The following is a 25377-nucleotide window of genomic DNA, read 5'->3' on the forward strand; positions in this document are numbered from 1 at the left end:
AATCTAATTAGAGAAAGAAGAAGCAGGTAAGTTGTATTGGTTTATTAAGTTTGCGTCAGAATTTGATGTACAACCAAACCTTATGTATCTTGGATTTTCAATGATTGACGACCATACTAAGAGTGTGTCATCTACTATGTTAAATGATTCTATTGGCACAAAAACTTTATCTGATGCTGCAATATAAACATCTTTCAAAAACTGGTTGTCTATAGTTTTTAGACCATCGCCATATTTAAAATGAACTTCAAGTTTATTTCCATTTATATTAATATAGTCAAATAATGGACCTGAATAAGCCATGTTAAAACTATAATTTTTGTTTAATGCAATTTTAGATAAACGATTTCCTATAACCCACTTTTCTTTAGGATGAACATTTGTTGCATTCCCATGATCATATGAAACCGCCATTCCTGTATATTTTATATTTAGGAGTTTTCGTTGAACATTTCTAAATTCACCCCATTTAGGTCTGTTCATGCTGCTTAATTGAACATAATAGAAGGGTAGTTGTAAATTCTTAAAGCTATTTCGCCAGTCTTCAACTAACATCCCAAATAATTTAGAATATAATTCTGGATGTTCTGTATTTGATTCACCTTGATACCATATAACCCCCTTAATATTGTAATCTATTAAAGGGATGATTCCCGAATCGAATAAAAAAGTAGGTTGATATGGATGTCTAGACTTCACTCCTACTTGATCTATATTTTTCATGTTCAATTCTATTCTTTTGGCCACCCAAGAATCTACTAAAGGGTTCAAATGAATATCATTTAGCAAACTAATTGTCTCATGATCTTGCTCCATTGACTTCCTACTCACCCAACTCTGAATTGGTGATCCTCCAATAGCATTACAAATTATTCCAACAGGAACCTTAAGCTTTTTTTGTAGATTATATGCAAAAGAATATGCAATTGCTGAAAAGTCATTAGAACTTTCAGCAATTGAGGGTGACCATCCCGAAAAATCAAAATAAGAATCTACACTACATGATTCTAATTGATTCTTGTCAAATTCTTTATTAGATAAAACCTTACCATCTAATGAATATAAAAAAATGTTTTCGACTAAAGAGTCCTTTAATACACTTGACCCTCTTTCCATTTGAGATAAAGGAAATTCCATATTGGACTGGCCTGAAGCAAGCCATACTTCTCCAACAAATACTCTTTTAAATTTAACTGATTTGTTACGTGTAACGAAATTTAATGAATACGGACCTCCAGCTTCTTTGGCATCGAATTCAATCTTCCAATTACCCAAATAATCTGCTTTAGTAAACTTTTTTTCATTAGCGAACTCAATCCATATCTTTTCTTTATAATTTGCTTTTCCAGTAAATGTTATTGACTCATCTCTTTGTAAAACCATATTCTCACCATAAAGAACTGGTAATTTTAATCCTCCAAAGTCTCCAGTTATAATTTCATAAACATGTTTTGCTATAACCTTTGTACCCTCTTTAGTTGGATGTAAATCATCTATATAGAAATCAGGATATCTATAAAGTTGTTCGTGTAAATCAATAATTTTAATATCAGTTTTCTTTGCTACTTGTATTATAGATGCTTGTACTTCTTGATAATTTTCCCGCATTCCTTCTTCAAACCAATGATGACCTGATAGTGTCGGACTCATTTTGCAAATAAAAATTAATGGTTTCGAAGGTAAATTTCTATAAATAGAGATCATTTTTAAATAATCTCCTTCAAATTCATTTTTAAGCGATGGCCAATTATTATTACCTTGATCATTTAACCCCAAATGAATAATTACAATATCAGGATTAAATTCTAATGATTCTTTATATTCGAAACTTTCCCAATAAGGTTTATGCCCATTTCTAAGCATGGTAGCGCCAGATACACCAAAATTTCTAACGTTATATTCTGTTCCTAAAAGATTTTGTAGTAAACTAGGATAAGAATCTTTTTCTCTATTTTCTAATCCTAAACCATAAGTTACACTATCACCAATACACGCTATTTTAATATTCTTTGCTTGGCAAACTATTATTACAAAAAAAAATAAAACTATAGTAGTATATAAAGTTCTAGACCCCATAATAAATACCATTATTGGTTAGTCTTTTTAGTTTTTGGACTTTTATAGATGTCTTTCCCATCTGTAAGCCATTTTAAAGAAAAACTCACAAATGGATTTTTGGTATATTCATCCTGTTCAAAAAATAAACCTATACTTCCATCCTTTAGTATAGTTAATGATGAATATGCTGATGGTCCTTTGTAAATTGTTTTCCCATCTGACCAAGTCTTACCTTCATCATAACTAATTCTAACAGTCATATTAACACGACCCTTTTCAGATTTTGCATTTGCAAAAAGTAAACGGTTTTTTTCAAAACCGTCTTTTACTGATGTATACCTAATAATACTTGCATTACAACCAGGGTCTATTAGTTCTGGTACAGGTTGTGTTTTCCATGTAATACCATTATCAGTTGATACATGCTTATAACGAACACCTTTATTATTTACACGAGCGTTAATCATTAGTGACCCATCTGAAAGTTCTACAATTTTAGATTCATCAGCGGGTTGTATAGCTGAATCAATAAAATACCAACTCTTACCGTGATCATCACTACCAAACATATGAAGTCCACTATTCAAGTTAACAATAGTATGCAATAAACTTCCAGAACTTGTTTGTATACCTCTCCCTGAGGTTATGAACTTAAAATCCTTATGCCATTCAGGTTTTGTAATTTCTGCAGTGATATCTCTTGGTTTACTCCAAGTTTTCCCATTATCAGAACTTTCTACTACATGTAAATAATAAATGTCCTTTTCGGATTCTAAATCCATATAGTTATAGAACAAAAATATTTTATCAGTAATTTTATCAACTATCATAGAAGGATCAGATGCTGATTTACCATAAGGAAAATCGACTACTGTTTCTATATTCGACCAAGATTTTCCATTATCTGAGCTTCTTCTAATAATAATATTAATATCCTTACTCCATTTTAAATCTCCACAATTAGGCACTCGTTGATCTATTGCTGCTATCAAATCTCCATTTGGAGCAGTTGCCAACGCTGGAATTCGGTAACAATTTACAGTATCATTCATCGAAGTATTAAAAAGGTCTTGGAATACTAGCTCATCAACATTTTTATTAATGGTATTTTTCTTAATAACACATCCAAAACAGCATAAAGTAAGCATTATAATAATTAATTTTTTCATCTATATTTTACATTTTTTAAATTTCACATTATTTAAAAGCTTTTTTCTATATTACACTATCATAATTCTAATGACTCAATTTTCCCAAATGACTTCCAACATTGAAACATTGCTCTAGGAACATGAAAGCATCCTTTCCATTTACCTCCCTTCAAATCAATTAACACTTCACCCCTTCTATTCAAGTAACCGTACCATTCACCATTTATAGGGTCTGAAAAATGAGACCAACTATAATTATGTACTATTTCATACCAATCCATTAATTCTTGTCTTCCAGTACATTCATATGCTTTAGCCAAAGCAACTAGTGTTTCTAAATGAACCCACCATAACTTTTGATCCCATGCCAATTCCAATGGAGGTTTTTCTTGAGCATCCATAAAATAAAATATGCCTCCGTATATGGGATCCCAACTATGTTCTAAAATTTTTAAAATAGTATCTGTTGCTTTTTTTATAAGTGCATTATCCTTTCTCTTGACACCTATATCAATCATAAACCACATAGCTTCAATACCATGCCCTGGATTCAAAAGGCGTCCACTATAACTGTCTTCGTGTGTACCATTAGGACGAACATTTTCATAGATAAGTCCAGATTCTTTATCCAGAAAAACATCCATTACCTGTTGAATACATTCATCTAATGTTAAATTAACTTCCTCTTCATCAATAACATCTTCCAGTTCTAATACCAAGTTTGATAGAATCATTGGTAACGCAAAACCAATTAAAGGTCTTTCCCCTGTTGACTTTTCATAAACTCCTTTAGGGTTATCCTTTTTCTTTAAAATCTTGTTGTAAGTATTTTTAGCTAACTCCCTAATATTAAATTCTCCCGAAGCTTTAGAATATTGACTAAATGCCATTGCTGCAAAACAATCAGAAAATATATTATAAGGTTGAATTAATGGTTTTCCGTCATGAGTTGTTGAGAAATAAAAATCGTTGTTCTCATCCATACCATATTTTAAAATAAAGTCTACACCATGTTTTGCTATTTTTAACCATTTATCATTATCATCAACTTTATTATAGAGCATAGCAAATGTCCAAGATTGTCTTCCTTGAAGCCACATAAACTTATCCGTATCATATACATTACCGGTTCTATCTAAACATGTGTAATAACCTCCATGTTTATGATCTATCGAATTTTTTTCCCAGAATGGAACTATATCATTCAATAATGTGTCTTTATAAAGTTTACTATAATTCATCTACTAAATATTTCTTTAAATTTAAGTATCATAATAAAAAAGAGTGTACTTTTGTTTGTTATGTATGACATAATACAAACTTAATGAAATTAAAATTATAAATTACATTTGTAAGAAATAAAATAATATGAAAAAACAAATAAGTATAACCCCGTTATCAAATTTGAGCTTGGTAGATAAGGTAGAAATACGTATCACAGACTTTATTAAAAAAAATAAGCTTGAAGTTGGTGATCCTATACCTAAAGAAATGGAATTTGCTGAAGCTTTAGGTGTAAGTAGAACAGTAATTAGAGAAGCGCTCACGCGGTTAAAGACAATAGGAATTATTGAGTCAAAAAAACATAAAGGAATTGTATTATCTCAACCAGATTTCATTAACAACTTTGAAAAGGTATTAGATACAAATTTACTAGGAGATGAAACTTTAAAAGACATTTTTGAGCTTCGGTTAATTTTAGAAATGGGGATGATTGATATTCTATTTGCTAGAAAAACAAAAAAAGATCTTGAAGAATTGGATATAATAGTTTCAAAAATGGAAGAAGACGACTCTAAGTCTACTGTTTTTAGTTTAGAAAATGAAATCGCTTTTCATGGAAAACTATATGAAATGTCAGGAAATAAAACCTTACAAAGGTTTCAAAACTTATTATTACCTGTATTCGAGTATGTTCATGAATATAAATTAAATGATGCTAAAAAATATATGTATTCAAAAAAATTCATAACACATCGCGAACTATTAAATTATTTAAAAGAAGACAATATTAAGGGGTTTAGAAAGGGTATGGCTCAACATTTAGAACCACATTTTAATCGCGTCTTAAATAATCAAAAATTTTGATCCAAATTGAATTTTTGATTATTTTTATAGATATGATAATTGTAAAACTTAGAAACATCACTATATGAGATTTTATATTAATTTTTGTTGTAAAGTTAAATCAATACAAAACCAAGCTTAATCATTTTTAAACTTGGTTTTAAACTGCAAAAAAAATTATTTACACAAATATTGAATAAGACCTAAATTGTCCATTTCTTTTTTAACGTTCTCATATATTTCATTATTTATTGTACTATGTGGAAATCTACTTGGCCCACAATCTACACCATAATACTTCATAAACCCTTTAGCTACTCCATTAAAGCCTCCATAACTATCTAAGGTTTCTACAAAACTTATAGCTTTTCTTTGAAGTGTTGCTGCGTCAGCCATATTTCCTTTTTCAAATAATGATCTAATTTCATGGTATATAGGAGCTAAATGATTATATGTACTCCCAACCCATCCATCAGCTCCAAGCGGTAGACTTGACAAAAATATTTCATCAAATCCAAATAAAATATCATACTTACCCATGTTATAATTTTTACAATGTAGGTAATCTATCAAATCATTATTGGTAAATTTAATTCCTTTAAAATTGGGAATCACTTTAGGGGCTAGCTTTAAAAAGTCAAACATTTTAAAATTAGCACCGCTTAGTACAGGGATATGATAATAATAAAAAGGAAGATTTGGTGCACATTCTGCAATTTCTTTGCAGTATTCAACTAATTTTTCTAAAGTATTAATTCTAAAATAAAACGGAGCCAACACTGCTATTGCATCAACCTTATCTGATGCGTATGTTGCAAGCTCCTTTGCCACATTAATACTAGGGTCCCCCACTTGATCTATTAAATACAGATTTGAAGATTTTACCTTAGCCCAGCCTAAAGTGATTTTTTTTCTCTCTTCTGTTGATAATGACACAAAATCTCCAGTTGATCCATTCATGAAAACACCCGCCACATTATTTCTAACTAAAAAGCTCGAATACTCATTGATGATTTCTGAATTTAAAGATCCATCATTATGCATTGGTGCATATGTAGCTGCTATTAATTTTTTTTCTTTCATTATTTTTATTTGTATGTATTAACTATCATTTTTAACAAAAAGAGGTGGGAGGTTTTCCGCACCTCTTTTTAACTAAACTCTAATAATAGCGTAATAATTAAATTAATTTGTATATCCTGGTGTTTGCTCTAACATAACATTTCTCCCCATCATATCCTCACTTATAGGCAATAGAAGCTTATATTCATCCCCTGTATTAAGAAACTCTATACTCTCTATTACATAATTATCACCAGCTCTTCTTAAATCCCACCATCGTTTACCTTCTCCTATAAATTCTTTATAGCGCTCATTCAGAATAGCACGTGTATTCTCCATCATTGAATTATTACTATAAGCATGAAGATTAGAATCATAATTTGCACCATAAGCACGAGCTCTAATTTGATTAACTTCTGTAGATGGATCTTCCCCTAAAAGGTTTTTAGCCTCAGCCATAAGTAATATAACATCTGCATATCTATAAACTGGATAGTCATTTTCAAAAATTCTTTCTGTTCCCTTAACAACTCCTAGGAATTTATTAAAAATAGAGCCAAAGTACTTATCATCAGTATAAGTTAGATATCCATTCCCATTATTATCATCAGTGTATAACCTTATAAATGAAGCATCTTTACGAGCGTCATTTTCATCATCTAACAACAAAATAGTCTTTTCGGATTGACCGTATCTATTCGCTCCTGCTATAACAAAATCAATCATAGATTCTCCATCATCATTAAACTGAGGGTTTATTTCGGTACTTCTACCTGTTAGTGAGTTAAAAAAATTCTCTGCTTCATCTTGATTATATTGAATTACAAAAATAAATTCACTATTATTTTCATTATCAACTCCCCAGAGATCATCAAAATTTTGCTCTAAACTTATTCCATAAGATGCTATTTTTTGGAGTGCAGTCTTTGCCTCTAGAAAATCATTCGGTCCTCCATTTAGAACTTTACCTGACCAAATAAAAACATCTCCTTTTAGAGCTAGTGTTGCTGCTTTGGACCAATAAACCTTACTGTCTTGCCAAAATGAATCATCACCACCGAAAGCTGTCAACGATTGAGAAATATCTGCTTTAATAACACCCATTACTTCCTCTTCTGAGGATCTTGGTTTACTTATATTTAAAGGATCAATTGTGCCTAATGGTTCCAATATGATAGGTACTTCTCCCCAAGTTTTTAAAAGTGTATAGTAATAAAAAGCCCTTAAGCCATATGCTTGACCTAATAAATGATCTTTTTCTTCTGGGTTAACAAAATCAATATTTGGTACATTTTCTAAGAAATCATTTAATCGGTGAATTCTACTGTATAAATCTGCCCAACCGTTAAATGGAGCTGTTGATATAGTTATGTTAGATTCTATTAAATTAAGGTTTGAAGCTGATTCGTATGTACGCCCTCCCCAAATATCACTCCTCATTTCACCTAATAACCATAGATTCTGAGCTGAAGATCTTAAATTAGCATACAGCCCTGTGAGTGCCGTTTTTGCTCCCTCTTCATTATCCCAAAATCCTGAAGATGTTAACTCACTTCTACTAGACAACTCTAGTTCGTTTTCACATGCACTTAGTACAAGTACAGCTATCATATAAATAACAAATTTTCTCATTTTTTTACCTATTTAAAATATTACATTAAGACCGATAGTTATCGTTTTTGGCAATGGAAATTCTCCGTACTGTACACCTCCTACTTCTGGTGTATCACCACTCATACTCTTAAAATAGTGTAGATTAGAACCTGTTAAAAATAAATTTAATCTACTAATCTTTTCATTAAAGTATTTTGTAGGTATACTATAATTCAAAGTAACTTCTCTAATAGCTAAATAGTCTCCTTTTTCCCAAAATTGTTCATTCCCAAAGTTCTGTAAACTACTTACAGATTCATCTCCTCTCCATACATTCTTAGCCGCATTAACAAAGACCATTCTTGGCCAATTAGTGTCCGTATTGTCAGGAGTCCAAGAATCTAATACCTCTATTGGTTGATTTAAATTTCCTTGTGTTTGAGCGTATCCCTTAGCTCTTATGTGATTCCATACCAAATGTCCTGTTGCAAAATCTGTTTTAATAAAAAGATTAAAATTTTTGTATCTAAAGTTAGTAGTAAAACCACCTACAAAATCTGGCGTTGTACGACCTATGACCTTTCTATCTAAGCTGTTGATTACACCATCTTCATTCTGATCAACCCATTTTACATCTCCTGCCCAACGTTGATTCCTACTAGCAAGAGGCATATAATCATCTGTGATAGAATTATCGATATTTGCTTCTTCTTGAGACTCATAAATTCCTGCTTGTTCAAAAGCAACTACTAAATCATTACCAGATCTCATGCCTTCTTGTAATCCACCAACCCATTCTTCTTGATCTGTATTTGCATTCCAAATTAATGTACCTCCTTGTCTATTAAGTTCATTTTCATTGTCTGGAAGCTTTATTACATAGTTTTTGTTGGATGAAAATGTAGCTCCAATATTCCACGTTACGTTTTCATTTCTAATAATATCACCATTAATCTGCATCTCAAAACCTTTATTTCTAATGGTTCCATTATTAGTCAAGATACTGCTAAACCCAGTATAATAAGGTAATGTTAAATTTGCTAACTTATCTTTTATGTCTCTTGAGTATATATCTGTAATAAATGAAAGTCTATCGTTAAAGAAAGAAATATCTAATCCTGCATTTAAAGTTGTTGATTTCTCCCAAGTAAGATCTAATGTTTGCAACAAAGAATTAGCATATCCAGTTTGTCCATCATAAACTCCTTGCTCACCATATGCTCCATAAACTCTATAATTTATTGGTACACTATATCCATTTATAGTTTGCGACCCACCTAATACATCTTGATTACCATTAACACCATAACTCAACCTAGGCTTAAATTTGCTAATAATATTACTTAATGATGATTCCATAAAAAACTCCTCATTATGAATATTCCATCCAGCTGATACACTTGGAAAAAAGTCAAATTTATTATTTCCTAATCTGGAAGAACCATCGTTTCTAAAACTAGCACTCAATAGATACTTATTATCAAAATCATATAGTAACCTACCAAACATTGATGATATTACATATTCAGATTCAAAACTAAAAGGAACTCCTTCTGCTTCTGCTCCTGCATTTAATGTAGGTATTAAATCAGAAGGTGAATTTCTAGTCGCAGCTGCAGTAGTAAAGAAATTATCTTTATAATATTCTGCTCCTAATAATGCGTTAAAATTGTGAAGGCCTAACTTTTTTGTATAATTTAATGTTCCTGTCAATTGGCTTCTAAGAGTCCTGTCTAAACTCACAGATGCTATTCTAGCCTTTTGTATTGGTCCAGAAGTACTACCAGTTCGATAGGCTTTATCAAAACTTTCGTTATGATTATTTATTGCAAAGTGGCTTCCTTTTATTGACAAGGTTAAATCATTAATAATATCCCAATCAAGTCCAATTGCCATAGATAAACGCTGTTCCAAGTTATTTCTTACAAACTTATCTTGATAATAAAGAGGATTTCCAAATCCTTGATTTTGTCCTACTGCATAAACATCTGACCAAGTCCCATCAGGATTATTATCATAGTCTCTAGAAGTTGGAGCTTGACCTTGGAATCTTCTAAACACGGTATCTTCACCACCTAACGGGCTTAAACTAAGATTTGAATGCGAATACAAAACATTAGAATTTATCCTTAAGTTTTCTTTAATATTATATGATCCACTAAACTTAGCTGAATATCTTTCAAATCCAGAGCCTAATATTAAACCATCATTATCTAAAAGACCTAATCCCAAATAATACGTTCCTTTCTCATTACCTCCATCAAAGGACAAATAATGGTCTTTTGTATAACTACTCTGATATATTCTATCACCAACATTTCTATTATCATAGAAAAGAATATTCTGAGTTGGGTCTAAAATATCAGGAATAGCTTGCCAACCAGGCTGGTTTAGTAGATATTGGTTATCATTAGTAAGTAGCTGTGTTGTAAAAGGAGAATCAGTTGTATTTCCTCCTGTTGCGAAAGAATTTGCACCATTTAAAAATTGACGAATATAGTTAGGATTATCAAGTACCTGTTCAGCATATGCATGCCCCTGCCTATTATAATTTATAAAATCTTTTGCATTTAGATATTGCTGATCATCCCTTTCGTTATTGAAACTATACTTATATTTATAATTAATAGATGATTTACCAACTTTTCCCGATTTTGTTGTTACTAATATTACACCATTAGCAGATCTAGCTCCATAAATGGCGGTCGCTGCAGCGTCTTTCAAAACCTCTATAGACTCTATGTCATCAGAGTTTAATGCATAAAATGAACTAGATACACCATCTACCAAAATTAAGGGAGAACCAGTTCCATCAAAATTAGTCCCTCCACGAAGTACAATTTGCGGACTAGCACCAGGCTGTCCTGTAGTATTTGTTACCCTAAGTCCAGCAATTGAGCCTTGCAAAGCAGTTGCAGCATTGGATCTCGTTGAAGTTTCAAATACCTGAGTATCAAGTTTTGATACCGATGTTGTCAAGGTAGCTCTAGTTTGCTTTCCATACCCAGTTACTACTATCTCATCAAGCATAGAAACATCAGGTTCAAGAGTGACATTTAATACATTATTATTAGTAACAGAAACTTCCTTCTTTAGAAAACTGATGTAACTGAACAATAAAACATCTCCTGAACTTGCTTGTATTGTATATTTCCCATCAAAGTCTGTAGTTGTACCCGACGAACTTCCCTTAACTACGATCGAAGCTCCAGGTAGAGGCATATTGTCTTCACTAGAAACAACTGTTCCCGTAATTGTTTTTACCTGCCCGTGACTTTGGATAGGTAAAAATAAAAACAAAATAAAAACCATAACTATGGCATAAAGGTGTTTTTTTTTCATTTGATTAGTTTTTGTTGTTATTGTATTATGTAATACATAATACAATATTGTAACAAATAATTAACATATCAAAATAATATTGATAAAAAAGACATATAATCATTGTGAAAATTAATCTAAAAAGGAAAAAAGATCACTTTCTGATGAAAAAGAAAAAATGAAATATTGCTAATTAAACAACGCATTCATTATAAGAGAATATTAATCTTAAGAAGAACTGATAATTATTGTAATTGTACTTTATACTAAATTATATTCTTATTAGGAATTAAAATACTGAAGAGATAACCAAAGCCAAAACAAGACACAACACCAATAAATGAAAATAATAAAAAGTTTATATCTGTAAAGGAATTAATAAGCCAAACCAATATGGCACTTACAAACAAACCTAAGAGTGTACCTCTTGCATTGGCTTTTGTTGTTAACATGCCTAAAAGAAACATTCCGCCCAAACCTCCTGTAAAAAGGCCTAAAAATCTATAAAATTGATCCCATAATGATTTAATATCTGAAATTGACATCCAAAGAGCAAAGAGCACGCCTATAATTCCTGTAATAATTGTAACTAAACGTGCAATTCGTAATAATTTTAAATCTGAAACTTTAGGATTAAAATGTGTGTAAAAATCGTTGCAATATGCTGTTGCAACGGAGTTTAGGCTACTACTTATACTAGACATTGCTGCAGAAAAAATACCAGCAACTAATAAACCTGAAACTCCAATAGGAAGTTCACGTACTATATACCATGGAAATATTGAATCATTATTAGAAATCCCTGGTGATAATCTATTAGGCATTTCTGTGTAAAAAATAAATAATAGTGTTCCTATTCCAAAGAAAATTATTGTTGCTGGTAGTGTTAGAACAGCATTAGTATAAAGTGTTTTTTGAGAACTTTTAACACTCGAGCTTGTAAGATATCGTTGTACAATCGTTTGATCTGTTCCTTGAGTTACTAATGCTGAGGCTAATCCTCCAATGAGTACTACCCAAAATGTAGATTCTGTAAAATTAAAATCCATATTTGCAACATTAAACTTATCTTTATCTGAAGCATAAGAAATCATTTCTACAAACGAAGTTTCAGTATGTAACATGATCCATACTATAGCCAAAATACTACCTCCCATAAGAACTATTACTTGAAGAACATCAGTCCATATGACAGCTTCGATACCTCCGAAAGTTGTGTAGAAAACACAAAGAATTCCCATTATTAAAATACTCGTTTCTACAGAAATTCCAGTAACTATTGATATTGCTAATGAAGGGAGTAATAATACAATTCCTATTCTTCCTAATTGAAAAAGGATGAAAGACAAACTACCAAAAGCACGAGCTGTATAATTAAATCTATCTTCTAAATATTCGTAAGCAGTTTTAATTTTTAATTTATTAAAAAAAGGAATAAAAATAAAAGCTATTAATGGAGTTATAAGAATTGCTGCAATATTTAAAAAAAAGAAAGACCAATCAGTTATAAATGCTTTTGCTGGTATAGCCATAAATGTTATTGCACTCAATAGTGTCCCAAAAACACTTAAACCCGAGGCCCACCAAGGTATTCGACCACCACCTACAAAATAATCTTCAGTAGACTTTTGCTTTCTTGAAAAATAAACACCTATTAATACTGATATCAATAAATAAAAAAACAATACACTATAGTTTATAAAGCCAAACGGTCGAACTGTGTTAGACATATTAAATGCCTTTACTTTTGGCGTTCTAATACCTGGAGATATCTCACCAGAGATAATAATAAAATCATTATCCATTTTGAATGAAAGTGCAGTAACCGGAATCTGTGTATCAAGTTTATCATAAATAAACCATTTTTCAGTAATAGTGTTAAATGCTAATATCTCTTTTGAAAAACCTGGGTGATTATTTAAAATACTATCTCGTCTCTTTATTAATAATTCTTTAAATAAAGTGTCTTTATTTAATTTAAGTTCTAATGCAATTTTTTCTAACTCATCAAAAATAATTTGATCACTTCCCCCATAAATCATAATATGCATAGACCCCATAGCCTCTGCTGAAGCTCCCATCAATACACGGGAACTATTATTAACAACTATTTCTTTTTGGTCCTGCCAAGTATGATTTTTTAAATCATAAGACAAATAGCTATTAATAGTTTCGGACTTTTGATACTTCTTTTCATTTCTTCCTCCAAATAAAAATAATTTTTTGTTTGTAGATGTCTCTTGCACAGCTACACAATGAAGCATTCTAGGAGGTCCTGGGAAATCTTTTAATTTTTCCCACCTCTGTTTAGCGATCAAGCTTAACCTATAAAATGAATTTGTGGTTTGCGAATTATTTTTTCCTCCTACAACATATACATAATCATCAACAACAACAGCTGATGCATATGCCAATGCTTCTGGCAATTCAGGATAACTTTGAATCTCTACCTCTTTAGAGTTAGAATTATAACTAATAGAAAATACTTTATTGCTAGCTTTCTTCTCATTATTTCCACCTACACATAAAATTCCATTTTCTATTCTTACTGATGCAGAATAAGCTATCCTAAATGGCAACTTGCTATTAGATAAGCTCCACGATTCATCTTCAAATACATAAATATTATCACTCCATATTTTCTTACCTCCTTGCCAAGGTTTTCCTTCAGGAAAATTAGCCCCACCAGCTGCTAAAATGACATTATTTGTTTTACCTCCCAACATCCCCGCGTATCCTAGAGACTCTATACTTGGATATTCTCCTGGTAAACTAGGTAGATCTGAAATATTTAGTTTTGGGGTTTCTTGACCAAATGAATAAAAAAAACTACAAAACATAAAAGTTAAGCCAATAAAACTCCAAAATTTAGACATACTCAAAAATTACTTTTAACTCCAAAATTACATTTCTAGATGCGATATAACAGATGGCTAATATAATAAATTATCTTAAAAATGTATTATGTATGACATATATAAATATGATTATATATTCAAAATGCATATAAAAAGCAAAAAACTTAAGAAAATAATATTGGAATTGGGTTCTGACACAAGAAGATAATTATTTATTTTTGCATCATACTATTACCTATTAAGATATAAATTGATCTTTAAAATAGGAAGTAAAAAATTGATTAAAAACATCAAGACAGTACACCTATTTTTCACCTCTTATTCTCTTACACCCTTATACAAAGCAAGAGTTACTTATTGTATTGGGGGAAGTAAGGATTTTGTTTCCCCACTCTTAAAAAGCCTCACTGAAACCAAAATAAAGACCTGAAGATTCTCGGCCGATTCCGAAATCTATTCTGAGGTTCATTCTTGGTTGTACTTCCAATCTATATCCAACACCTAGATTTGGAACCCATTCTGAAACATCACTCAAACTAGGAGCAACTGTTCCTGTTCCCAACCAAGTTGCTAGGCCATGCTTACTTAACGAGCCATCTGATTTTAAAAACATATGTCTCCATTCTGCCATAAAATAAATAGCTGTTTTATCGCGATATTGTCCTTTTATATAACCACGTAGAGCCGCTCCTCCTCCAATTCTACCCAATTCTTCATAAGGAACATCTCCATAAGCTGCTCTCATATATAACTTTGTGGCAATAACATTTCCTTCTCTATAAACTTGATGATAGGTTCTAAAGTCTAACTCATAAGTTTCATAATCATTATCACTACCGAGGTAACTTCCATAGAAAAGAGAAGCAAAGCGGAGATACATTCCCTTCCAAGCATTTACAGTGATATCTCTACTATCATAAGCTAGAGATAGACCTGTCGCGCTATTAAAATTTTCTGAACCAAACTGTAGGTAATTAGCATCTTGCTCCATCAACGGATTAACTTCTGTAACCTTTGTTTTATTTAAATTGAAATTTACTCCGAGATATAAATTGGGTATTATTCTAAACAAAAATCCAGGAGCCAAAAACCATTGATGGCGGTGATAAAGAGATGTAGTATCGCCTTTTTCTATATTTTGATTCTCTTCCATTCCGACACCAAAATAATCATCGTCTGCATCAGAATATTTGGCGACAACATTTAACCGAAAGCGATCTTCTCTCCAAAACGATTGTAACTTTACATTCACTCCAATATTACCCCGTGTACTTATAAATGCTGTGATAGGCAACGATGAACGTTGAATTAAAGAGTCCTTAGGATTTGTTTTAAATGTATAAAGCATTCCTCCTGCAATCAAAAAACCATTCTCTGGTGTATACCCAGGACCTAACAAAGGTGATAAAAAAGGCTCTCCTGCTTCAATTTTTTGAGCTTTTAAAGCTTGCCTTTCTTTAAACCATTTCTTTATACCCTTGTCTTGAGCCAAGGAAAAACTTCCTATTAATAGGAATAATATAAGTATATAGTTTTTTAATAGCATAATTACAGACCAAAGCGGTAATTAAAAGATAATAGCAATTGAGTACGTCCTTTACCAAAACCACCTTCTAATCGATACCAATAATGGTCCCCTTGCATAAATTGTACCCCAAGCTGTAAGGTCCAATCCCCTATAGTTTCTTTTTCAAATTCGTATCTAATTACTGTATCTCCAATATCTTTCCCATCCAACCAATCTTCCATATAATCCACCAATCTATCTACAACCACCTTTTGGGGGCGAGATAAATCATCATACCAATTTTGAGCTGAATCTCCAATTTGCTGTTTTATATCATCCAACTTATCGGGATCGAGCGTTGCAAAACCATCACTAATTTTTAAAGAACCAGCAGACAAACGCTCTATATATTGATTTTGAGCTCCAACACTAAAACTTATACTATTATCTGAATTATAAAAATCAAAAACCTTACCAACCCTCAATGAAGACACCACTCCAAAAACAGGCTCATCTAAAGCTGAAGTATGGGATGACGAAAGGTTTAAATTTGCAGCTCCAAAATAATTATTCCTTCCATATGCCAAAACAATACCACCTCCATAGGTATCTACAGATGGCGTTGTTGCAATATTTAAATTAACTGGAAACCTTATATCAATATTAGCATTACCTTCAGAATGCGCATAAATTCCATACAGGTTTAAAAAAGGAAAAATCCATGCATCGGCACGTATATTAAAAACGTTTGCTGAATTTTGGACAGGATCAAATTCCACAAAATCCAATTGCTCTAAATTAGAATCTCCAAAACCTACTTTTAATTTTGTTATATCTAAACGTGTTTGTTGATGCACATAATTAAACATAAGTCCAAAAGGTAAGGGCAATCTATGCCCCATACTTTCTATTTTTTCTGCAAAAATGGGAAATAGATAAGGATACTCTCTTTTACCTATACTATCTTTTAGTTCTCGTTTATGCATTGGCGAAATTTGAGCTGACACCTGCATTGAAAACATAAAAATTATTCCTAATAAAACATAGTTTGAGGGAAGAGTAACTTTTAAACTAGTCATACTTTAGGGTTAAAAAAAACAAACTTATCAATCTAAAATACAAAAAGATATAATTCCTCCTTCAATTATATTCAACATTTAGCTATAATTCATAAAAACACTTCAATATTTTATATAAAAAAGCCAGAGAAATAAAATTCCTCTGGCCTAACTAAAAATATGTATTTATCTTAATTTTTCTTGTTTAATAGCATATAACCTAAAACACCTCCTATTAATGAAGCTGTAAAAATTCCGATTTTAGCTTGAGTCATATAAACTTCTTCCGTGAATGCTAGCGACGTTATAAACAAAGACATAGTGAATCCAATTGAAGCTAACAATCCTATTCCAAAGAGGTTTCTAATATTCATCCCTTCGGGGAAAGGAGCTACTTTAAGTTTAACTAATAATAATGTAACTCCCACAACACCTATTACTTTTCCTAATAAAAGTCCTAATGTAACTCCCATTGCAACGTTTGTACTAAATAACTGCTCGATGTCTATTGATAAAGAAATTCCTGCATTAGCTAAGGCAAATAGCGGAATTACAATAAAGGTTACAAATGGATGCATTGCATGCTCCAATCGCTGTAATGGAGGTATGATTTCTTTTGTTCCTTCTTTTGCTTTATCTAAAATATGTAACTGTTCATTAGTTAGAGTTGGGATTTCATCATTGGCATCCATGGCTTTAAATTTCTTTAGATAATGCTGAATCTTATCTATATATGCATTCTCCCCAATTCTCATATCTGCAGGAATTGTAAATGCCGCAAGAACCGCTGCAATAGTTGCATGAACTCCTGAAAGTAAAAAAGCAATCCACACCCCTATAATTCCAAAAAAGGCATAAAAAAAAATACTTCGTACGCCCATTTTATTCCCGATAAACATTATCAGAACAAATCCTAATCCTATAGATAAGCTTACAAATGAAATTTCTGAAGTATAGAAAAAGGCGATTACCAATACAGCTACCAGGTCATCTACGATCGCTAATGCTGTTAAAAATATTTTCAATGATAATGGAATCTTACTTCCTAAGAGGTATAAAACCCCCAAAGCAAAAGCTATATCTGTAGCCATTGGAATTCCCCATCCACTACTCACTTCTCCTGTGGGATTTAATATTAAATATATAATTGCAGGAACAACAACTCCTCCAAATGCAGCTGCAATGGGCAATAATGCTTTTCTTGGATTGGATAATTCTCCTCCTACAATTTCTCTTTTCAGTTCTAATCCAAGTACAAAAAAGAAAATGGCCATTAATCCATCGTTAATCCAATGAATGAAACTATAGTTTAAAAAAGATTCTCCGTTAAACTGGAGTCCTATTTTATGTTGAAAAAATTCAAAATATTGATCCGACCATGGGGAGTTTGCCAAAAACAGTGCAATGATAACGCTGATTCCAAGCACGATCCCTCCTGCTTTTTCTTGTTGAATAAATTTTTGAATTGGGTAGGTAACTTTGTCAATAGGATACTTTTTTTCTTCGCTCATTGGCTTTATATTCTGTGTTTTTGTTATTTTGTAAAGATACCTTTTTAACAGCCCATTTCGATATAATTAGGATAAGTTTCACATGTTAAATAAGGCTTTTCAGACGAAAAAAAATAGAACTATGTAGGATAATTAGTCGTTTCAATTCAAAATAAAAATTCAGATATAAAAAAGGTTGCCCTTATCAGGCAACCTTTTATACATAGAACTTTAATTCTCAATAAATAACAGCAATCATAAAGTGATAAGAAATTAAAGTCCTCTGAGGGGGAAACTTAATATTTAGTTACTTAAATATGAATTTGCAGTTGAAGTACGCTCTTCCACATGTCTATTTAATTCGCTAATAGCGGTTAGAAAATCGGAACTAGAGTTTAAGAAAGTGTATCCCGAAACTTCTGTTGTTGCATAAGGCTCAACTAAAGAAGAATATGTAGAATACTTAGATTGTATTGTACTAACATTAAACTCATTAGCTATGGCTTCTTCAACATAAGCATCATACTTTGCTTTATATGTCTCATCTTCATATAAGTATCCAATTAATGGCCATTCAGAATCGCTAACATCAGAGAAATCCATTGCCACTGCTCCTTCTCTATTCCCTTGTTGCAAGGCTTCATTGTTATCCCAAGGAATCCACGACAATTTATCGGTATCTGGGTTATTATAAAGGAAATAATTATGCGTCATTCTACCATACGTATCCCAATTCTGAATAACCGTATTCACTGCTAAATATTTCAAGAATGTATCAGTATCAAAAATGGTCTCCAATTCTTCTCTCCATGCTGCTGGATCTGTAGTTCTATTATCGGCATGTAAGGCTGTAAATAAAGCTTCTATATCAGAGAAATCTGCTTCGTCTTCATTTGTTTTCTTAACAAATACATCTTCAGAGAAAGTCCCCTCAGCAAAACTAGCACCATCACCATCTGGCTTATATAAATTCCCGTCGTCATCAGAGAACTGCGTATCTATCACCGTATCATCAACTTCCTCAACCATAGTATACACGCCAAAATATTCTGGTCCATCTCCATGATCTACATAAAGAGTATAGAAAGCTGTATGCGAAACTGCTAAACCTGCATCTCTAAATACATCCGCGGCTACTTTTTCTCTAAGCATAGATTTATCATTATAGTTATTTTTCAAACTCAATTTCTTAAATCCGTAGAAACGCTGATTATCAATTTGTGGGTAGTCATCTTCAAACTCATCAAAATCTAACTTAAAAGATAGTTTCAAGATTCCAGAAGACCAGCTCGATTGTAAACTAGAATTTCCTTTAAAGCGTACTCCAACACGGTACCATTCTATCCCATTATAAAATACTTCGGCAGGAACAAAAATCGGATCTTCATCTGTAGTTACCAAACTATTTCCTCCGCCTCCAGGACCGCCACCAGAAGAACTTCCAAACGAACCATAGGTAGCTGTCATATCGTCTAACATACTCTGCCAACGCTCTTCCGTAATTACGATATCTATACGTTTTACAGCTTCATCCTCAAATACTTCGTCAAAATTAGGATCTGCATCATTACTATGGGTTGCTTCCGTCCAATCTAATGCTTCAAAATCTGAATCATCTTCTGTTGTTGTTTCCTCAGTTACGTCTTCTGTTGTTGCTACATCATCATCAGAGCAAGAAAAAACTACGGCAAGTTGCATTGCTATAAAAAATAATATGCTTGCTTTTTTCATTGTTGTTGAATTTTTTTAAGTTTATATAGGATCAAATATCTCTATTAGAACCAAACAAAAAAGACATATTCAGCGAAAGTGGTAATATTCTCAGCGAACCTCCTTTAATTTCATTTAAAAAAGTCTTGAAACAATGTAAAATTGGCATAATAACCCTTAAAACAGAACAACAATGTAAGTAATATATGCTATATCTTATGTGTTTTATTCAACTGAAAAAATCTTATAATTGACTTCTAAATAAGCCCTAATAATTGAAGAATTCCTATTAATTACCTTATGATAATCAATTCCCTTTTACTCTTATCCACAGCTCTTTCATGAGTTTCTGAGCATCTTCCCTTCCCTTTTCAGTTTCTGTGAACTTTAAACGTCCATTGGGATCGGTTTCTATTTTGTACTGAAATACAAAATCTTGAGCATCGGGATCCATACTCATCAATCCGAAACGGAGGTCATTAAAGAACAAATCATTTTCGTGTTCTGTAATACTATACCATCCTTTGGAGATCTTAATCATCCGTTGCATCTTATCTTTTTCAATAATAGTTGCAATCAACTCATGGTTTTTAGGACGACTATTAAAAGTAATGGGTTGCGAATCGAATAAAGAGTAGCTTCCCAATAAAAAAGCGTCTTCTGTAGCTACATTGGCGTTCCATAAAATAGTATTTAAAGGCGAAGGACGTGTGTCTATTTCTGAATAACTTATGTTTTGCTCTGCTAAAGCTTCTTTAAATTTAGCATAAGAAACCCATTTTAAAAGTAAAGATAATGCCAAGTAACTAGTACTTATAATGAGTCCCATTTTATTATAAAAACGACGTTTTTTTGTGGTTCTCTTCTGAAACATCGTAAGTACTAAGAACCCTATAAAAGGTACGGTATACAGCGGATCAATTACAAATATGGATTTAAAGGCGACTCTATACTCAAAAGGCCAAAACAGTTGCGTTCCCCAAGTGGTAAATGCGTCTAAAAGTGGATGCGTAAGAAACCCCCAGAAAAACAATAAACTCCACCCTTTAAAATCTTTATAAGACTCGTACCTAGAAACTAACCAGCCGAAAATGGGAGCAAAAATGACGGAAAATAAAATAGAATGTGTAAACCCACGATGCATTTCTAAGGCTGTTACGGTATCTGTAAAATTACTTGCCAAAACATCGAAATCTGGAATAGTACCAGCAATAGCGCCATATAACATAGCCTTATTGCCTATCTTCTTTCCGAGAACAGCCTCACCAACGGCGGCTCCTAATACTATTTGCGTGAGTGAATCCATATCTTTTACAAACATAACTGTTGTAAACTATAAAATATAGTAGCGCGTATTAAAATTGTATGTTTTATTCTGAATGACTGGCTGCTAGTAGCTGCTCCATAGGTACTCATAATATAATTTACTGATTATTAATAAATTATATTTTAAAGTTTACAAGTTAAAGCGCCTTATTGAACTTTTTTACTCTATCTTACTGCTTTAATCCTAAATCATATTATATGAAAAACTTAATTACGAATAAGTTCACTCCAAAAGAGGAACAAGCTATAACCAAGAATATTAAAGATATTGAGCGACTTATTAGCGGAAAAGTAACTGCATTGAATGAAAGTGAGCGCAAAAAATACGGCTCTATTAACGAGATTAATAAGTTGTTTGTTAATAAAACTCACGCTATACACGCTGAAAATCCAGAGCTTAGTGCTCCAGAGGTAGATTGGAATGAGTATAAAAAAGATTATCAAACTCGGGTATTTTTAGAAAAGCAAATCCAATCACTTAAAAGCATTGTCTATCAATTAGAAAGTACAAAAACACTTCACGATTTTGATAATTACCAAGATTCATTAATCGATTATAGCTATTCTCAGTACAAAAAGAATGCTAAAGTTAGTGGATACTCGAAAAAAGTAGATGAGCTAAAACAGTTCTTCATAAAAAGTAAAAACGAGATCGAGAAATAGAAAACCTTCCCTCAATTTAAGTACTAAAGCCTTGAAGCAATTGTGTTTCAAGGCTTTTTTTATGCGCTTAAATCTAATTAATACGTGTATTACGGGGTGAAACAGCGCTCTTTATACAGTAAACATCCATATGGAGAGGTTAAATATCCCTCCAGATAGGTGCCACTGGGTGTCTGTTGGGGTTGTTTATAGGTAATTATACGTAAAGTACCTATCCATAGGGGTTAAGAACATATCTCGATACGTACCATGACGTATCCGTTGGCGTAAAAGACGTATCCCGATACGTACCATGACGTATCTGTTGGCGTGAAAGACGTATCCAGATACGTGCCATGACCTATCCGTTGACGTGAAAGACGTATCCAGATACGTGCCATAACGTATCCGTTGACGTGAAAGACGTATCCAGATACGTGCCATGACGTATCCGTTGGCGTGAAAGACGTATCCAGATACGTGCCATGACGTATCCGTTGGCGTGGAAGACGTATCTGAATGGGTGAAAAGAATATTTAGAGAAGTTTTTATGAAACTGACACCATATCAAATTCTATTTTTAATCTGAATAGTTATATTCGCACTTTAAAGAATGAGCAATGGCGACCGAGCAGATACATTATAAACTTTACAAACCTTACGGCATTATCAGTCAGACACACAGTAATGACGAACGGCAAGCTCGAAAGAAAAGATTTCTAAAAGAACTTTATGATTTTCCTGAAGGAATTATGCCTATTGGTAGATTGGATGAAAAATCTGAAGGATTACTACTGATGACTACCGACGGAAAGCTTAGCGATACCATTAACAGAAGCGGAATGGAAAAAGAATATTATGCTTTGGTTGATGGTGATATTTCAGAAGAGGCTATTGATAAAATTCAGCAAGGAATTTCTATAGGCTTGGATAGAGGAAAATATAAAACCAAATCTTGTGCTGCCAAAAAAATTGACACCCCTAACCTCCCCGAGCGTAAAAAGAAAATTAGAGATGCACGCCATGGCCCTACAAGCTGGGTTAGTATTACCCTTACGGAAGGAAAGTTTCATCAAGTAAGAAAAATGACCTCCGCAGTAGGTTTTCCTACCCTTAGACTTGTAAGAGTTAGAATTGGTGAAATTACCTTAGATGGTATGCAACCTGGTGAGGTTAGACATATAGAAATCTAAACCTATTACATTAATACATGGTTTATAGGTGCTAAAGATGGTGGAATATCTGTTTCGTCTAGCATTTCTCGTAAATCTATTTCTATAGTTCTACTAAGTGCTGCCATAGGGATATCATTAGGACCACCCTCAAACGGATTTGCTGTATGCTGCCCTACTTGTTCTAAAGAAACAAAAACCCAACCTACTACTACACTAAATGGTATGGTAAACCAAACTCCATATGTGCCTATGTTAGCAAATGGTGCCAATAGTCCAAAAGGTAATAACGTTACAAAAATATGTATAAAAAATAAGTTGATACTAGAGAACTGACTAGGATATGGAAAATTCTTTATTCGTTCTGCCTTTCCTTGGTGTGTAAAGAAATCTTTTAAACAACTTTCTAAACTAACATATGGGTAATCTGCGATTTCATTTTTAGCTTTCAATCGTCTTAAATCTGCCGATTGTAAACTTAAAAGTTGCGTTGCTCTATTGCTCTTCTTTAAAACATAAGCTAAATCTTCTTCACTTAAAAGAGGCCTTAATTCTTCTTCCAAATTGCTCTCCCACTCTGGCACAGGATAGTGTTTTCTATATTCCTTGGAGTTATAATCTTCCATATTCTCCCAAGATTTTGGAGTACGTAATTGAAAACGAAGTGCCGTTAACCAAGCAATATGTCGGTATACCAATCGCTTATGATCGTCATTTATTTTATAAGCTGAAGCGGGGTCGTTTACAAAATCTTTCACCATAATACCCCAACTGCGACTATCATTAACAATAGCGCCCCATATTTTCCGAGATTCCCATAGTCGATTATAGGTTTGCGTATTCTTAAACCCTACAATAAAAGCGGCGGCAGTACCTATTAAAGCAATTGGAACCCATGGGAGTGCAATCCATTTAATATCGAATACTGCATAAATAACAGTGGGAATGGTGGCGATAAAAAACAACCAATATATGGCTCTTCGTGTCCAAACTAAAAACTCTTTTGCTGTATATTGTTTTCCTGTGTGCATGGATATGTGTCTTAAAATTGAAAAAAGTAAACTTAATAAATTATAAGATTAATCAATACAAATACAGTTTAAAAATTATAGTATCTAAACAATATACTATCAAATATGACTTAATTACATAAAAAAACCATCAGCACCTTTGTTATAGATACCGATGGCTATTCGTTATTTAAGAGCTATTTCTAATTAATATTCCAAAGTGTTTCAAAAGGCAAGCTATATAATTCAGCAGAAGGCAAACCTCCAGATTTTTTAAGCTCATTATACTGTTCCAATTGCTTTGGACTTAGATAAATGGAAGGATCTTCATTATCTGCAATAGCAGCATTTACCTTTGTACGCTGCACCATACTTAATGGCATATACCTAAAGTAGCTGTTTTTAAGATAATATTGAGGGTCTCTATCTGTTTTATAGGCATCAGATTTACTAAATGTTTTTATATGCCTTTTAGAAGCATAACCATCTAACTCTTCTTTGGTTACCATTTCTGGATTGTACAAAACCTTTACCACCTCATAAGAACCAATCCACCCAGGATCTGTAACCAACACCCCCGGATGACGCCCCAAAACAGACTCCCCCGTCCAGAAACAAGACATGGTATAAACGGCTTCTTTAGTAGCGCCATATTTATGAACCAAATCATACCCCAAAACTTTTACATAAGCTGGAATCTCTTTTTGAGCAGTCTCCAACGCATTAAGCATTGCGTTATAGATGCTTATAGGATGATAGGTATTGGCTACCTTTGGAATAATATCATCTCCGCTACTATTTATAAAATGAACCACAGGATTGTTCCAACTCGGCTCCTTATAGCGTTCTAGAATCTCCTTATCCTTACCTCCTTTATTATTATAAATTGCCAAAGGCACAAAACTATTTTCTATAGCTTCTACCATTAATGGGAAACTCAACACTTGATTTCCATAATTTACACAAGTGCTGCAACCAGGCACTTCTTGGAAAAGCATAAAGATAGGTTTACCGGTGCTTTTACTTTCTTGCAAAGCTTCGTTATAATCTCGAAACCAGCTTACTTTTCCTAATTCTACAGGTTGATTACTTACATTGGTTTTTGTTTGCGCTATCATATTTCCTCCTAATAAGAGTATACAAACAGAAAATAAATGCTTGTATAATCTTCGATTTAAGTTATTGAAAATACTATGTTTTTTATCTCTCATAGTACAATTTTAAAGGTGAGTATATTTTCAATATAATAGTCGGAAATAAGACTAATAACTTACATTATAGCAAACATATAGACACAACAAAGAGGAAGCATATTTTCTTCTGAATTAGGTCCAGGAAATATTTAAAAATGA

17 protein-coding genes are annotated in these 25377 nt (G+C 32.5%); 3 read left to right on the forward strand and 14 right to left on the reverse strand.

Annotated features, from left to right (window positions below):
- Nucleotides 1-3: 3 nt before the first annotated feature.
- The 3 genes from ACN0TY_RS06810 to ACN0TY_RS06820 are packed head-to-tail and all read right to left on the reverse strand — an operon-like array spanning nucleotide 4 to nucleotide 4450.
- Complete coding sequence (locus tag ACN0TY_RS06810) at nucleotides 4-2076, reverse strand: GDSL-type esterase/lipase family protein (protein WP_417443880.1); 2073 nt, start codon at nucleotides 2074-2076, stop codon at nucleotides 4-6.
- A gap of 11 nt (nucleotides 2077-2087) precedes the next feature.
- Nucleotides 2088-3227, reverse strand: coding sequence for a sialidase family protein (locus tag ACN0TY_RS06815; protein WP_417443881.1), 1140 nt, complete (start codon nucleotides 3225-3227; stop codon nucleotides 2088-2090).
- A gap of 59 nt (nucleotides 3228-3286) precedes the next feature.
- Nucleotides 3287-4450 (reverse strand): AGE family epimerase/isomerase, encoded by a 1164-nt coding sequence (locus ACN0TY_RS06820; RefSeq protein WP_417443882.1) that lies wholly within the window; start codon nucleotides 4448-4450, stop codon nucleotides 3287-3289.
- A gap of 127 nt (nucleotides 4451-4577) precedes the next feature.
- Between ACN0TY_RS06820 and ACN0TY_RS06825 the strand changes: the two genes are divergently transcribed.
- Nucleotides 4578-5297 (forward strand): FadR/GntR family transcriptional regulator, encoded by a 720-nt coding sequence (locus ACN0TY_RS06825; RefSeq protein ID WP_417443883.1) that lies wholly within the window; start codon nucleotides 4578-4580, stop codon nucleotides 5295-5297.
- Between the two features lie 156 nt (nucleotides 5298-5453).
- On the opposite strand, the gene ACN0TY_RS06830 is transcribed toward ACN0TY_RS06825, so the two are convergent.
- From ACN0TY_RS06830 to ACN0TY_RS06870, 9 genes are all read right to left on the reverse strand, one after another.
- On the reverse strand, nucleotides 5454-6359 hold the full coding sequence (locus tag ACN0TY_RS06830) for a dihydrodipicolinate synthase family protein (protein ID WP_417443884.1): 906 nt from the start codon (nucleotides 6357-6359) through the stop codon (nucleotides 5454-5456).
- A 102-nt stretch (nucleotides 6360-6461) separates the two neighbouring features.
- Nucleotides 6462-7970, reverse strand: coding sequence for a RagB/SusD family nutrient uptake outer membrane protein (locus ACN0TY_RS06835; RefSeq protein ID WP_417443885.1), 1509 nt, complete (start codon nucleotides 7968-7970; stop codon nucleotides 6462-6464).
- A gap of 12 nt (nucleotides 7971-7982) precedes the next feature.
- Entirely contained in the window at nucleotides 7983-11273 is a 3291-nt protein-coding gene (locus ACN0TY_RS06840) for a SusC/RagA family TonB-linked outer membrane protein (protein ID WP_417443886.1), read from the reverse strand.
- A 245-nt stretch (nucleotides 11274-11518) separates the two neighbouring features.
- Complete coding sequence (locus ACN0TY_RS06845) at nucleotides 11519-14128, reverse strand: sodium:solute symporter family transporter (protein WP_417443887.1); 2610 nt, start codon at nucleotides 14126-14128, stop codon at nucleotides 11519-11521.
- 376 nt (nucleotides 14129-14504) lie between these two features.
- Nucleotides 14505-15602 carry a BamA/TamA family outer membrane protein gene (locus ACN0TY_RS06850; protein WP_417443888.1) on the reverse strand — a complete coding sequence of 366 codons (1098 nt, stop codon included), beginning with the start codon at nucleotides 15600-15602 and terminating at the stop codon, nucleotides 14505-14507.
- A 56-nt stretch (nucleotides 15603-15658) separates the two neighbouring features.
- Nucleotides 15659-16696: a hypothetical protein gene (locus ACN0TY_RS06855; protein WP_417443889.1), complete on the reverse strand. Its 1038-nt coding sequence runs from the start codon at nucleotides 16694-16696 to the stop codon at nucleotides 15659-15661.
- Nucleotides 16697-16866: 170 nt separating this feature from the next.
- On the reverse strand, nucleotides 16867-18186 hold the full coding sequence (gene nhaA, locus ACN0TY_RS06860) for a Na+/H+ antiporter NhaA (RefSeq protein WP_417443890.1): 1320 nt from the start codon (nucleotides 18184-18186) through the stop codon (nucleotides 16867-16869).
- A gap of 282 nt (nucleotides 18187-18468) precedes the next feature.
- Nucleotides 18469-19896 (reverse strand): CotH kinase family protein, encoded by a 1428-nt coding sequence (locus tag ACN0TY_RS06865; RefSeq protein WP_417443891.1) that lies wholly within the window; start codon nucleotides 19894-19896, stop codon nucleotides 18469-18471.
- 286 nt (nucleotides 19897-20182) lie between these two features.
- Nucleotides 20183-21181: a metal-dependent hydrolase gene (locus ACN0TY_RS06870; RefSeq protein ID WP_417443892.1), complete on the reverse strand. Its 999-nt coding sequence runs from the start codon at nucleotides 21179-21181 to the stop codon at nucleotides 20183-20185.
- Between the two features lie 218 nt (nucleotides 21182-21399).
- Between ACN0TY_RS06870 and ACN0TY_RS06875 the strand changes: the two genes are divergently transcribed.
- Nucleotides 21400-21864 (forward strand): hypothetical protein, encoded by a 465-nt coding sequence (locus ACN0TY_RS06875; protein WP_417443893.1) that lies wholly within the window; start codon nucleotides 21400-21402, stop codon nucleotides 21862-21864.
- Between the two features lie 599 nt (nucleotides 21865-22463).
- Nucleotides 22464-23036: a pseudouridine synthase gene (locus tag ACN0TY_RS06880; protein ID WP_417443894.1), complete on the forward strand. Its 573-nt coding sequence runs from the start codon at nucleotides 22464-22466 to the stop codon at nucleotides 23034-23036.
- 5 nt (nucleotides 23037-23041) lie between these two features.
- Here ACN0TY_RS06880 and ACN0TY_RS06885 read toward each other — a convergent pair whose 3' ends face one another.
- Together ACN0TY_RS06885 and ACN0TY_RS06890 are read right to left on the reverse strand one after the other, a co-directional pair.
- Nucleotides 23042-24046 carry a bestrophin family protein gene (locus ACN0TY_RS06885; RefSeq protein WP_417443895.1) on the reverse strand — a complete coding sequence of 335 codons (1005 nt, stop codon included), beginning with the start codon at nucleotides 24044-24046 and terminating at the stop codon, nucleotides 23042-23044.
- 182 nt (nucleotides 24047-24228) lie between these two features.
- The gene (locus tag ACN0TY_RS06890) at nucleotides 24229-25236 is read right to left on the reverse strand and encodes a VPGUxxT family thioredoxin-like (seleno)protein, type 2 (RefSeq protein ID WP_417443896.1); all 1008 of its coding nucleotides are present in this window, start codon (nucleotides 25234-25236) and stop codon (nucleotides 24229-24231) included.
- Between the last annotated feature and the right edge of the window lie 141 nt (nucleotides 25237-25377).

Source organism: Joostella sp., assembly GCF_048266025.1.
Classification (GTDB): Bacteria; Bacteroidota; Bacteroidia; order Flavobacteriales; family Flavobacteriaceae; genus Galbibacter; species Galbibacter atrarenae.